The organism is Acinetobacter sp. B51(2017), assembly GCF_003711395.1.
In the GTDB taxonomy this organism is placed as follows: Bacteria; Pseudomonadota; Gammaproteobacteria; order Pseudomonadales; family Moraxellaceae; genus Acinetobacter.
In genome coordinates this window covers 72,477-85,982 of the sequence record NZ_PJRJ01000007.1, presented here as the reverse complement: position 1 = coordinate 85,982, position 13,506 = coordinate 72,477, and the positions used below count along the sequence as shown (strand labels likewise).

10 protein-coding genes are annotated in these 13,506 nt (G+C 42.4%); 4 read left to right on the top strand and 6 right to left on the bottom strand.

The window, feature by feature from the left end; genetic code table 11:
- Window positions 1-42: 42 nt before the first annotated feature.
- From CYK47_RS05135 to baeS, 3 genes are all read right to left on the bottom strand, one after another.
- Entirely contained in the window at window positions 43-1,398 is a 1,356-nt protein-coding gene (locus CYK47_RS05135) for an amino acid permease (RefSeq protein ID WP_122899557.1), read from the bottom strand.
- 191 nt (window positions 1,399-1,589) lie between these two features.
- Window positions 1,590-2,276, bottom strand: coding sequence for a response regulator (locus CYK47_RS05130; RefSeq protein WP_122899555.1), 687 nt, complete (start codon window positions 2,274-2,276; stop codon window positions 1,590-1,592).
- Window positions 2,277-2,282: 6 nt separating this feature from the next.
- On the bottom strand, window positions 2,283-3,917 hold the full coding sequence (gene baeS, locus CYK47_RS05125) for a sensor histidine kinase efflux regulator BaeS (RefSeq protein WP_122899553.1): 1,635 nt from the start codon (window positions 3,915-3,917) through the stop codon (window positions 2,283-2,285).
- A 123-nt stretch (window positions 3,918-4,040) separates the two neighbouring features.
- On the opposite strand from baeS, the gene CYK47_RS05120 reads away from it, so the two are divergent.
- The 3 genes from CYK47_RS05120 (at window position 4,041) to CYK47_RS05110 (ending at window position 8,517) form a co-directional block, all read left to right on the top strand.
- Window positions 4,041-4,577: a hypothetical protein gene (locus CYK47_RS05120; RefSeq protein ID WP_122899551.1), complete on the top strand. Its 537-nt coding sequence runs from the start codon at window positions 4,041-4,043 to the stop codon at window positions 4,575-4,577.
- Between the two features lie 270 nt (window positions 4,578-4,847).
- Window positions 4,848-6,632 carry an acyl-CoA dehydrogenase C-terminal domain-containing protein gene (locus tag CYK47_RS05115; protein ID WP_122899549.1) on the top strand — a complete coding sequence of 595 codons (1,785 nt, stop codon included), beginning with the start codon at window positions 4,848-4,850 and terminating at the stop codon, window positions 6,630-6,632.
- A gap of 103 nt (window positions 6,633-6,735) precedes the next feature.
- Entirely contained in the window at window positions 6,736-8,517 is a 1,782-nt protein-coding gene (locus CYK47_RS05110) for an acyl-CoA dehydrogenase C-terminal domain-containing protein (RefSeq protein ID WP_122899547.1), read from the top strand.
- Between the two features lie 233 nt (window positions 8,518-8,750).
- On the opposite strand, the gene CYK47_RS05105 is transcribed toward CYK47_RS05110, so the two are convergent.
- Window positions 8,751-9,119, bottom strand: coding sequence for an RcnB family protein (locus CYK47_RS05105; protein ID WP_122899544.1), 369 nt, complete (start codon window positions 9,117-9,119; stop codon window positions 8,751-8,753).
- A 102-nt stretch (window positions 9,120-9,221) separates the two neighbouring features.
- On the opposite strand from CYK47_RS05105, the gene CYK47_RS05100 reads away from it, so the two are divergent.
- The gene (locus CYK47_RS05100) at window positions 9,222-9,677 is read left to right on the top strand and encodes a hypothetical protein (protein WP_122899542.1); all 456 of its coding nucleotides are present in this window, start codon (window positions 9,222-9,224) and stop codon (window positions 9,675-9,677) included.
- 108 nt (window positions 9,678-9,785) lie between these two features.
- On the opposite strand, the gene CYK47_RS05095 is transcribed toward CYK47_RS05100, so the two are convergent.
- Window positions 9,786-11,252 (bottom strand): phospholipase D-like domain-containing protein, encoded by a 1,467-nt coding sequence (locus CYK47_RS05095; RefSeq protein WP_122899540.1) that lies wholly within the window; start codon window positions 11,250-11,252, stop codon window positions 9,786-9,788.
- Window positions 11,253-11,328: 76 nt separating this feature from the next.
- On the bottom strand, window positions 11,329-13,413 hold the full coding sequence (gene znuD, locus CYK47_RS05090) for a zinc piracy TonB-dependent receptor ZnuD (protein WP_122899538.1): 2,085 nt from the start codon (window positions 13,411-13,413) through the stop codon (window positions 11,329-11,331).
- Between the last annotated feature and the right edge of the window lie 93 nt (window positions 13,414-13,506).

The following is a 13,506-nucleotide window of genomic DNA, read 5'->3' as shown; positions in this document are numbered from 1 at the left end:
GTTTAAAGATAAAAAAATGGACTCTATGGAGTCCATTTTTTATTACGCTTTTTGCTGATTTAGCAGTTTAAATAAGATAAATAAAATCCCTATCCACACAGGTAGCATCAGTACAGAGAGCATAAAACCTTGCATCCACATCACATATAAAATCACCGCCATAAAAGCTAAAACTAAATAGTTCGTGAACGGCGCAAATAATGCCGGAAACTTAGATTGAATTCCCTGCTTGCGCATCGCTTGTCTAAATTTGAGATGAATTAGACTAATCATCACCCAATTCAGCACAGCCGCTGCCACTACAATATAAATTAAATAACTTAAGGCTTTTTCTGGCACAAAGTAGTTGAGTAACACGCAACCAAAAATCAGTAAGGCAGAAAACAGGACCGCTGGTACTGGAATCCCTTTGCTATTGACCTGTTTAAAGAGTTTAGGCGCATTGCCTTGTTCTGCGAGTCCCAACAGCATACGGCTATTGGCATACATGCCACTGTTACATACCGAAAGTGATGCGGTTAAAATAATAAAGTTGAGTAAATGTGCTGCCCAATCAATGCCCATCAGATTAAAAATCATTACAAACGGACTATGTTCTAAGTCACCTAAATTCAGCTGATTCCAAGGCACTAACGACAGTAAGATCGCCAACGAGCAAATATAGAATAAGAACACCCGAATCACAGTTTGATTAACTGCTTTAGGAATATTGTGATCTGGATTTTCGGTTTCTGCTGCGGCCATACTAATTAGCTCGATGCCGCCAAAAGCAAACATCATAAAGGCCAACATATAAAATAGCCCTTCGAAGCCATTAGGGAAAAAGCCGCCATGTGCCCACAAATTACTGATCGATGCGCTTGAGTTGACATCGGCAGTAAAGAGCAAATACACCCCAAACAAAATCATCATCACAATCGCGAGGACTTTAATCAGAGAGAGCCAAAATTCGGATTCTCCGTAAATTTTGACATTGGCTAAGTTCATCACTGTCACTAAGACAAAGAAAAACAACACCGACGCCCACGCTGGAATTTCTGGCCACCAATAATTGATATATTTACCAATGGCGGTCAGTTCCGTCATGGCGACTAAAATATATAAAATCCAGTAGTTCCAACCAGTTAAAAAGCCTGAAAATTTACCCCAATATTTAAAGGCAAAATAACTAAATGAACCAGTCACGGGTTCATGTACGATCATTTCGCCCAATTGACGCATAATTAAAAAGGCAATTAAACCACCAATCATGTAGCCCAAAATAATCGATGGACCTGCTGATTGGATAATATGTGCTGAACCTAAAAAAAGCCCCGTACCAATTGCCCCACCCATGGCGATGAGTTGGATATGACGGTTCTTTAAACGGCGCTGCAGCTTTGGCGTCTCGCTGTCCAAAACACACTCTCAAGGTTAAAAACCTAAATTGTAAAGCCTGTGCTTCTATTCACCTAGCGCCCATCGCTCATGTGTTGAGTGGTCATGCTGAAAAGCAAATTAATTCTTTGATTATTATTTATAATTTTTTTAAAGATAAATAAAAAAGCGAACCAGTGAATCAGTTCGCTTTTTATATGCAGACTTAAAGTTTAGTCTTCAGGATATTCAAAACGGTAGCCCACGCCATACACCGCTTGAATCCATTCATGACGGTTGCCTGTTTCGGCAGCATCAGAAATTTTACGGCGTAAGTTTTTGATATGACTATCAATCACGCGGTCTGCCACATCAAAACTGTCTGGATTAATATGATCTAGCAATTGGGCACGCGAATAGACTTGTCCGACATGCTCTAAAAACAGTTCCAATAAACGGAATTCGGTTGGCGTTAAGTTCAGTGGCTTTTGTTGATACCAAATACGCTGCTGACCTTTGTCCATGCGGAATAAGCTGTTTTGTTCTGGTTCCGCTTTACGGTCTAAACGACGCAACACTGCTTGCACGCGCGCCACCAATTCTTTCGGGCTAAATGGCTTACACACGTAATCATCGGCACCCATGTTTAAACCCAGTACACGGTCAATTTCTTCGGTACGTGCTGTGGTCATGATAATCGGTAAATCCGACTGTTCACGCACTTTACGGCAAATGGTTAGGCCATCCATGCGTGGCACCATCAGATCTAAAATCATTAAATTCGGTTTACGTTGTAAGAAGCTATCGTAAGCTTCTTGACCATCATGAAACATACTGACCTCTAAGCCGGCTGCTTCTAAATAGTCACGTACCAACTGGGCGAGTTCAACCTCATCTTCCACCAGCATAATATGTTTCATGTTGAGTTATCCTTGATTTTGCAATGTTTTTGGAAAGGTCAATTTGCAACGCAAACCACCTAAAGGAGAATGTTCAAAACTTAATGTACCCCCTAGGGCCTGTGCAATTTGGCGTGATAATGCCAAACCTAAGCCCGTACCGCCTGTGGCACGCGTGCGTGAATCATCCACGCGATAGAAACGCTCACCCAAACGCACTAATTGTTCATCACTCAGACCAAGCGGACTATCATCGACATATACTGTCCATTCATCAGCGCTTTCATGCGTGTGAATCTGCACTTGGCCTTCGGCATCGGTATAACGCAAGCTATTGCCAATTAAGTTGACCATAATTTGCTTAAAGCGGTCGACATCTAATTGTAACGTAGCATCTTGCCCTGTCGCACTGAGTTGAATATTAGCCTGTGCAAAACTTGGCTTAAAGTTTTCAACTTCTTGCTGAATCACTTGCCAAGGATTAACACTGGTAAAGTAACAACTCAGTTGCTGCGCATCAGCTTGGGCTAAATCGGCTAAATCTTTGGTGAGTTTCTTTAAACTTGTCACTTGACGCAACATGGCACCTAAATGTTCTGGTGTGGCTTTACGAATCCCATCTTGCATCGCTTCAATTTGCGCTTGTAATACCGCAAGCGGGGTTTTGAGCTCATGTGAAGTATCTGCGACCCACTGACGACGTGAGGTTTCATGTTGGTCTAAAATAGACGCCAATTGATTAAGTTGCTGCGATAAATCACCCAGTTCATCATTACGATTCACCATCACTTGATGCTGATAGTTGCCTTTGGTTAATTCGCGTGTGCCATTTAACAAACGTTGAATCGGCTTTTTAAAATAAGTGGCTAATAACAGCGCCACAATTAAACTGGCTAGGAAACTTAAGCCATAGATTAAAAATAAATAGCGTTTTTGATTACTAAAGAAATTAATACTTAAGGCATCGTCTTGTTCTAAGACAGGTTTTAAGGCTAAATAACCCACCACTTTTTGATCTACAACAATCGGTCGCCATGAGGTTTGTGCGGGCGATGGTTCACCGACAATAAATTGTTTTTTAGCATCGTATAAACCTAAACGCGTTCCCAAACCTAAACGGTCAGGCATGGAAATAAACTGTTTTTTGCCATCATTGTTTTGTTTTTGATCGCTACGAAAACTACTCATATTGAGTGGAAAGTTTAAACCCTCAAAAGGCACATATTCTGAAGGCAAATTCAGCTCAATATGGCGTAGCTCTTCTGGGTCAATTACACTTTGAGTTTGGCTGTTGCTATTTACCGCAGCTGCGACATTCATTAAGCGGTGTTCTTCAAAATAGCGTTGCTGCTGGGCAATATCATACTGACGCCTTAACCACCAACGTGACAAACGATCATAGTCCTCTGGCCCTGCTTCGCCTTCAATTTGAAGAATTTGTGCTTGAATGGCATTGCCCCAATCATGGTGCATACTGTAGACACCACTTAAATTATTGACTAATAAATCAAGCTTTTGCATCTCTACATCTGCGACATAACGCGCAAAGTTTTTTTGCATGGTCCAATGCAACACGCCTAAACTCACTGTAGTAATCAGCAAGGATGCAAATAAGACGGTCAAAAATAAGCGCAAGGCAATTGGAACGCGACGAATGTTCACAGGAGGCTCTCTAAACTGGAGAGAGCTATTGTACCCAACAGCATAATAAAAAACTCTCCATTGTTTCTTCATCTTTATTATTTAATCTTGAACGCACAAAAATTGGGTTTTAGGGGCAACACAATGAAAAAGTTAGCAATTGCAACAACGGTTATCGCAGGTGCATTGGCACTCACTGCCTGTCAATCACAGACACAAGTACAACAGCCAAAACACGAACGTATGATGAAACATCATCAAGACGGACGTATGGCCAAACAGCATATGCGCGGTATGCATCAAGCGATTAATCAAGCCTGTGACGGTAAAAAGGCGGGTGAAAATGTGAGCATTAGCGCTGGTCAACGTAGTATTAACGGTAGCTGTGAAATGGTGTTTATGCCAGAACGTGGTCAACATGCTTTAAAATCAAACTATAAAATGTCAGAGCGTGCCGCACCGCTAAAACGTGATGCCGTGTTAACAGATGCACAACGTGCCGAAATGGTGAAACAATTTGATTTACGTTTAGCCGAACGTCAAGCCAAACAAAAAGCCATTCAAACTGCGTGCCAAGGTCAAACCACAGGTAAAGCCGTACACATTAAATTTGCTGAACAGAGCATCAAGGGTCAATGCCAACTCAAATTTAAGCCTAATCTTCAAAGCAAAGCAGCTTAATGCTTTAAACTTAGATCAAAAGACGTGCCTGCCGCGTCTTTTTTTTTACATAATTGCCACTTAAATTGACTATAAGGGCTGTTTTTTTAGCTTAAAATTTTTATAAATTAAAATACTTAGAAGTGCTGCAAATTTTTTCTTTGACTTTAAAGTCATGCTTTCAACTGGATCAACTTTTTCATCTCAGTATATAAAAGAATCAAATTTCAATATGTGTATAAGTACATAACTCAGCACCAGTGATGGTCCTGATCAAGGGAGAATAATCATATGCCACAATACAAAGCGCCATTACGTGATATGCAATTTGTACTGCATGAAGTATTAAATGCTGAGCAACACTATGCTGCTTTGCCTGCCTTTCAGGATACGGTCAGTCGTGAATTGATTGACCAATATTTACAAGCTGCTGCGGATTTTTGTGAAAATGAATTATCCCCATTAAACCAAGTGGGTGACCAAGAAGGTTGCACATGGAAAGATGGTGTGGTGACAACACCAAGCGGTTTTAAAGCAGCCTATCAAAAATATATCGAGCTGGGTTTCCCTTCGCTTTCTGCTGACCCTGAATTTGGCGGTCAAGGTTTACCCAATTCTTTAGGTATTACCATTTCTGAAATGGTGGGTACAGCCAACTGGGCGTGGGGGATGTATCCAGGTTTGTCACACGGTGCAGTACGTACCCTAGAACATCATGGTTCGGATGAACAAAAAGCCACGTATTTACCTAAATTAGTTTCTGGTGAATGGACTGGGACGATGTGCTTGACTGAAGCACATGCAGGTTCTGATTTAGGTATTATCCGTACCAAAGCTGAACCTCTCTCAGACGGCAGCTATGCGATTAGCGGTGAGAAAATCTTTATTTCTGCTGGTGAACATGACATGGCAGAGAATATTATTCATATTGTGTTAGCACGCTTACCCGGCGCTCCAAAAGGCACCAAAGGCATTTCACTCTTTATTGTGCCTAAACTGATTGATGGTCAGGCCAATGGCGTACGCTGTGGCTCGATTGAACATAAAATGGGTATTCATGGTAATGCCACTTGTGTGATTAACTTTGATGGCGCCAAAGGCTACTTAATTGGCCCCGAAAACCGCGGTTTAAACTGCATGTTTACCTTTATGAATACGGCACGTATTGGTACAGCGGTACAAGGTTTGTCAGCCGCAGAAAGTTCATTCCAAGGTGCATTGGCCTATGCCAAAGACCGTTTAGCCATGCGCTCACTGTCTGGGATTAAAGCCCCAGAAAAAGATGCCGATCCTATTATTGTGCATCCTGCGGTACGTAATATGCTGCTTACGCAAAAGGCCTTTGCTGAAGGTGGTCGTGCTTTAATTTATGATTTAGCCCAATATGCCGATGTAGTGGAAAAATCAGCAGATACAGCAACGCGTGAAAAAGCCGACAATATTTTGTCGCTACTCACCCCAATTGCCAAGGCATTTTTAACCGAAACTGGTTATGAAGCTGCCAACAAAGGTGTACAAGTATTTGGTGGGCATGGCTTTATTGCTGAACATGGCATGGAACAAATTGTGCGTGACACACGAATCTCATGTTTATATGAAGGCACCACAGAAATTCAAGCGATTGATTTATTAGGACGCAAAGTTTTAGGTTCTAAAGGTAAATTGCTGAAGGATTTTGCCAGCATCATTGAAGAGTTTATTCATAGCCATCAAGATGATGCTGCGATGCAAGCCTTTACCACACCATTGGCCAAATGGGCACAAAAGTTAGCTCAAATCACGCAAGAAATTGCCGAACATGCGCAGCAAAATCCTGAGGAAGTGGGTGCAGCAGCCGTTGATTACCTACACTTTGCCGGTTATGTCACTCTGGCTTATTATTGGGCGCGTATGGCATTTACCGCACAGCAAGCCTTGGCGGCAGGCACCAGCGAAACTGCTTTCTACCAAGCCAAAATGAGCACAGCGCAGTTCTACTTTAATAAACTGCTACCACGGGTATGCGCCCACATTGCCGTGATTGAAACCGGTGCTGAGTCATTAATGCAGTTAGATGCCGAACATTTTGCGTTTTAACTGATTTTCCTTCACAGTTCTAGGGACACTCATTGCAATGAGCGTCCCTTTTGTTTATAAAAAGCACAAAACCAATTAAATACAACAACGAGGTGAGTCAATAATGCCAATCTATAATGCACCACTTGCGGATATGAAATTTATTCTCAATGATGTTTTTCATGCGCCTTCTTTTTGGCAAGCCACTCCAAAACTTTCCCATGTGGATGCTGCAACCGCAGAAGCCATTTTAGAAGAGATGGCTAAATTTAGCCAAAATGTCACATTGCCGTTAAACCGTACAGGCGATGAACAAGGTGCACAAATTAAAGATGGTGTGGTGACGACACCTGAGGGATTTAAGGCCGCTTTTGAACAATATGCGCAAGGTGGTTGGCTAGGTTTAGGTGCCGATGAACAATGGGGTGGACAAGGCATGCCTAAAATGCTGACCGTGCTTAGCGATGAAATGCTGTTTGCCACCAATCCCGCCTTTACCTTGTATTCACTACTTTCTGTTGGTGCAGGTTTAGCCTTAGATAGTTATGCCTCACAACAACAAAAACAAACCTATTTACCTAAAATGTATAGCGGCGAATGGGCCGGCACTATGTGCCTAACCGAACCTCATGCCGGCACCGATTTGGGCATCATTAAAACTAAAGCCGAGAAAAATCCAGACAGCTCTTACAATATTACTGGCACTAAAATTTTCATTACTGGCGGTGATCACGATTTAACTGAAAACATTATTCATCTGGTTTTGGCTAAAACGCCTGATGCCCCAGCAGGTTCGCGTGGTATTTCGCTATTTATTGTGCCTAAAATTTTAGTCAATGAGGATGGCTCCTTAGGGGAGCGCAATCATGTCGCAGCAGGTTCGATTGAACATAAAATGGGGATTAAAGGTTCTGCGACTTGCGTGATGAATTTTGATGGCGCCAAAGGTTTTATTGTCGGTCAAGAAAATGAAGGCTTGGCAGCAATGTTTGTGATGATGAATTACGAACGCTTATCGATGGGTATTCAAGGTTTAGGCGCATCTGAATTTGCTTACCAAAATGCCGCACAATATGCCACCGATCGTTTGCAAGGCCGCAGTGCCGAAGGGGTTCAATCTCCTGACAAAGCTGCTGATTCCATTTTAGTGCATGCCGATGTACGTCGTATGTTGCTGAATACGCGCGTTAATAATGAAGCTTCGCGTGCCTTTGCAGTATATGTGGCGCAGCAACTGGACATCACTAAATTTTCTAACGACCCAGAAGCAGTCAAAGCCGCCAACGAGCGTGTTGCCCTGTTGACACCCATTGCCAAAGCCTATTTAACCGATACCGCTTTTCAAGCCGTTTTAGATGCACAAATGTGTTTTGGCGGACATGGTTATATCCGTGAATGGGGCATGGAACAATGCGTACGCGATTTACGTATTGCGCAAATTTATGAAGGCACCAATGGCATTCAATCGCAAGATTTAATTGGCCGTAAAACCATTAAATGCCAAGGCAAATTCTTAACTGCCTATATTGATGAAATACGTGATTTTGCCAATCAACTCGATGCAGAACTGAATTTTATTAAAGATGCGACCTTAGATGCCGCCACAGAACTAGAATCGGTGACGCAATTTATTTTAGAGGCTGCCGAAGAAAATCCAAACTTTGCCAATGCCGTGGCGGTGGATTATTTACATGCCGTAGGCTTACTGAGCTTTAGCTATATGTTGGCGCGTATTGCCCATGCAGCACAAGGCAAAACTGGTGATTTTTATCAAGATAAACTCACCCTAGCGATTTACTTTGTACAACGCATTTTGCCGGAACTGGCGATGCGCATCAACAAAATTAAATCTGGCGCAGATGTGATTATGAGCTTTAGCCCTGAATACTTTACTCGTCAGGCTTAAAGTTTATATCTCTAAAATACCTGCCTTGAGCAGGTATTTTTTTAGCATAATATGCATCAAAATTGCATGATTTTTCTTATAAAGCTATCCGGCAATTAAGAGATAAAATCATGGCCAAATCCGCAAAGGGTGCGCTTTGCTTTATGCTATTAACCTTCGGTCATGCGCAGCAAACGACAAGATCGGCCGTTAGCACAAGCTAAAAATCCACGCCCTGAAGATGATGAATTGGCTTAACGCTGCGGCACTAAAGCATAACGCCCATTTTCATAAATCCAATACATACCGCTTGGTGGCGTAGGTAAGCCCAAACGCTGCCAATCGGAAATAAAAACATAGTTGGAACTTTGGATATAAGACGTGGCTGGCTGACCATTTACAAAGCTATAACTTTGGCTATTTTGAGTAACAGTCGTGGGGCCTTGATATTGAATAGAAACATGCGGCTGTGGACGTGGCCACTGCGCTGGATGTGGTGGTTTAGGGCGCATCGGGCGCTGCACTTTTTTCTCTACACCACGGTAGCCTGCCCAAGGACTCTCTGCCCAGACTTGCGGAGTCATCAAGGCAAGTAATAGCGTATAAGTCAGAAATTGACGCATGTAATGCTCCTTATTTGCTTTGACCCTAGCATAACAACTTGGCTTTTAAAGCAAAACCAAGTTTATGTTAAGATAGCTTTTTTTCTGGCTGAGTGAAGTATTGTGGCTGAACAATTAAGTTTCGACCGTCTCTATGAGTATTTCTGCAAAGTACCAAGTGTGCGTAAGGCGTTAATCGAAAGCTATGGCACCGATGGTCAGCATGCATGGTGGTTTAAGTTTCAAATTAATGTTGAACATCCATTGGCATGGCAAACTGTGCAAGAATTGGGACACGTTTTAAACTATATTTCTAAAAATGAACGCTTACCGACGCAATTTTTACCGGTTTCGCCACCACCCTATATGAATGGTGAAGCGAAAGATTTCTTATGTTGGGTAATTCAATGTAACCATGCTGATTTCCCACCAGATGTGGTGTGTGATTGGTTAGAAGCACGTTTACCCAATCCTGTAGATGATGCAGAGAAATGGAAAATTAAAACCAAAATTGAAGAGCTTGATCAAATGACCGATAAAGAACTCGATCAGATCGTACCGCCAAATCCACAGCCATAAAATCAACACCTCTCCCTTGCCCTCTCCTCAAAGGAGAGGGAAATATTCTCTCTTTATTTAGAGTGATGTTTCCTCCCTTTTTTAAAGGGAGGTTAGGAGGGATTTAAATTAAAACGTCCCGATCCCACTCCATTCCATCAAGCGATAGAGCGCATATTTTAATGTAGACTCATCAGCATATTTGGCATAGTCGACACTGATTTGCTTGCCGTCTAAATTTGACCAAGCCGTGTTAAAATACTGCGCTGCATCTTTAAAGACCTGTGCATCACGACCGCCAATTACACGTAAATTACTTTCTAAATTATAATTTTTTAAATTACGTGCCGTGTAATTCGCTGAACCTAAAATGATCTCTGTATTGTAAGCATCGCGTTTAATTAGCATTTTGCTATGACATTGTTCACCTTGGGTATTACACCAACGTACATCAATACCCGCTTTATGTAATTCTGCTGCCACAGGACGATTCGGAATACCATTTTTAGTGCGACCAAACGCATCTTTATTCGGATCTAATAAAACCCGAATTTTCACCCCACGCGCATGGGCTGCAATCAGCTCTTCAATCACACGGCGATCAGATAAATAAAACATCGCTAAATCCAGTTCTACACCAGCTTTTTTGCTACTGGCAATACTCTGTAAAACCGCATCATAAATGGCTTTTTCAGTCAGTAATTGTACTTGGGGCTGAGTTTTTTCGGCTTCAAAATCACCCACAATCACCATCGGCATATTGGCTTTGGACATCTGCCCTACGCTGTGTTCAGTATTCAGCACATCAATTGCGGTATGCCCTTTGACCCATAACGCGACATTAGAATGACGTGAGCTACCATCATGGGTATTCATGGAGGTGACTAAACTTTGCCAACCGGTTGCTGAGTCCACCACCAAAACTTTACGATGATTGGCTTTAAAGTTGGCTAGATTTAAATAGCTACGTAAAGTGACTTTGCCTGCGCCAACAGGATTGGGTAACCAACCGCCTTGCGCGTTATTTTGAATACCTTGGCAACATAAATACCAAAAACTTGACCATGTTGGATTAGAGGCACGTAACGGGGTTAAATCGGTTTCAATCACATCAATACCGGCTTGGCGCATTTGTCGATAATGCTCAGGCTGCACACCACCATAAACTGAGTTAATTGGATCAGTAATCACTTTAATTTCGATATTTGGATTGAGGTAACGCTTTTGAATTAAGGCTTGAGTAAGCTGCTGGGTTAATGGTCGATGCTCAAGCTTCGACTCGCCAGTTTCCGCATTCAATAAAAACATATCCAGCACAATCAAGCTTTGTGCATCATCAATCATTTTCAGCATACGCTCAAAAATCATCTGCTGCGTGTGTGGCTTACCATGTTGATCAACATAAGTTTGATCACTTAGAAATTCCACTTCGGCATGACGTAATTTGCCGGTGTAATTGAGACCTTCAGGCAAGGGTTTATAGATATGATAAACACCGGATGCTACAAGGCTGAGCAATAAAATCGCAATCACCACAGCAATATAACGACGAAGTGACCAATTTAACTTGGTGTGAATTCTCTGGAAGATACGCATAACAAAAAACCTAGTCCAATGCGCTCAGACTAGGTTTTATTGTATGAATTTTCAAGGGCTTTTCTGTGTATTTGGCTTAGAAGTCAAACTCTAGGCCTACAGTAAAGTTACGTCCCACCTGTGGAATATTGGATAAGAACGAGGCATGAGAATAGACTTGATCATCCAATAAATTGTTGGCTTTTAAATACACACGGTAGTCTTGATCATTGCCATAACGACCGCTGTAATTTAAGCCCACATTGACCATATTGTAGCCTTGGGTTTGTTGTTCAAAATCAGCAAATTTATCTTGTTTAAACACATGATAATACTCTGCACTACCCGACCACTGATCATCAAATTGAGCATTGACTTTGGTGCCTAAACGACCAGCAGGAACACGCGGTGCATTATCGCCATCAATTTTTCCACGCACATAGTCACCAAATACACTCAGATGATAGGTGTCATTGAGTTTATAACCTGCTTGTGCTTCTGTACCGTAAAATTTAGCTTTATCCTGAGTATATTCAACTAGGCGGAAGTTCTCAAAGCGATCTAAAGTTGCACCGTAAATGTAGTTATCAAACCAATTGTGGTAAACATGCACGTGATAATCTAACTGATCCCCTTGGTAATGCAGTCCCACTTCTAAGTTATTAGATTTTTCGACATCTAGATTCTGATTGCCTAACTCGTAAGTGTTGGTGGCAAAGTGTTTACCATCGGCATATAGCTCTTGTGCCAAAGGCAGACGTTGTTGATGTGAACCCACTACAGAAAGTTTATAACTTGGTGCAAATTCCCAATTGGCTGCCATAGAGCCTGAGAAAGCCGTGTCGTCATGATCTTTTTGTGTTGAATCAATTGCAATCTTTTGCTGATCCACACGCGCACCAACTTCTAAATGTACATCACCCACTTGCTTATGTTCTAAGCCAAAGATGCTCCATTTTTTAGTTTTACTTGGTGCCAACAAGGTTTCTGTACCGGTAATTTCTAGATCTTGCTGACTATATTGCGTACCAATCACACCTTCCCAACCTTTTATCGGTTGGTGGACTAACTCTAAACGACCGTCATAACCCTGATTTTTAAAGTTAGTTAAGACTTCGCCGCCTTCAATTTCGTCATGTTTATAGTCGGTGTAGCTGGCGTGGGCACGTAACTTGTCAAAGCCTTTAAAGGGCTGTTCTAATTCAGCACGTAAATCATAACGCTCTGATTTGAGGTCGACCCATGGGCCGGCATGTGCATGCTCGTGATCGTCGTGTCCATGCTCATCATGGTCGTCGTGATCATGATCGTCATGACCATGGCCGTGATCATTGCCAGCACAGTGTAGATGATCACCATGTGGATGACAGCTTTCGTATTCATGGCTGTGCCCCGGCAAACCATATTGGTCTTGACGATTGCTATAGGCCAGCCCGACAAAGCCACGCTCATGAATCCAAGAACCCCCAATATTTACCGTTTGTCCTTCAGCAAAAGTATTACCGACACGGCGCTCTTTCTCGAGTTCACCATCATGCTCATGGAAATAATCCGGTGCAATATAGTCATTGGCTTTACGCTTTAAGCCTTCTACACGTAAAGCAAACTGATCACCTAAAGCAGCTGTCACACCAGCACTGGCCAGTTTTTCGTCACTTCCTGAGTTATAGCGTAGACCTACTGTGCCCTCTAAACCTTCTTCAGGCATTTGGGTTGGAATTTTTTGATCTGTGACATTCACCAAGCCACCTACCGTGCCTGCTGCATACAGGAGTGTTGACGGGCCACGAATCACTTCGACTTGCTTGGCCAGTAAAGGATCTACTGTGACTGCATGGTCAGGCGATAAGCTTGATGCATCCGCCGGTTCTGAGGCATGTTGTAATACTTTAACGCGTGCGCCATCTTGACCACGAATCACAGGACGACTTGAGCCTGAACCATATTGATTCGAATATACCCCCAACTCACCAGCCAAAGCATCACCAATAGTGGCTGCACGTTGGCTCAGCTGTTTTTGATCAATCACATGATCCGCCACGGCAAAATCAGCCGCTGTTTGTACCAATGGATGCGCGGTCAATTGAATGGTATCTAAAGTTGCAGTTGCTTGGTCAGCAAGACTCAGTGGCGCCACTGAGGCAAAAATTGCAAGTGTAATCAGGTTCTTATGTAGGGACATGACTTAAGGCTCAAAGTCGGTAAAATCAGAATAATGTTATAATATAACATTTCATTATTTTTGCAATAAAAAACAGTGCTGTTTGGCAAGTTC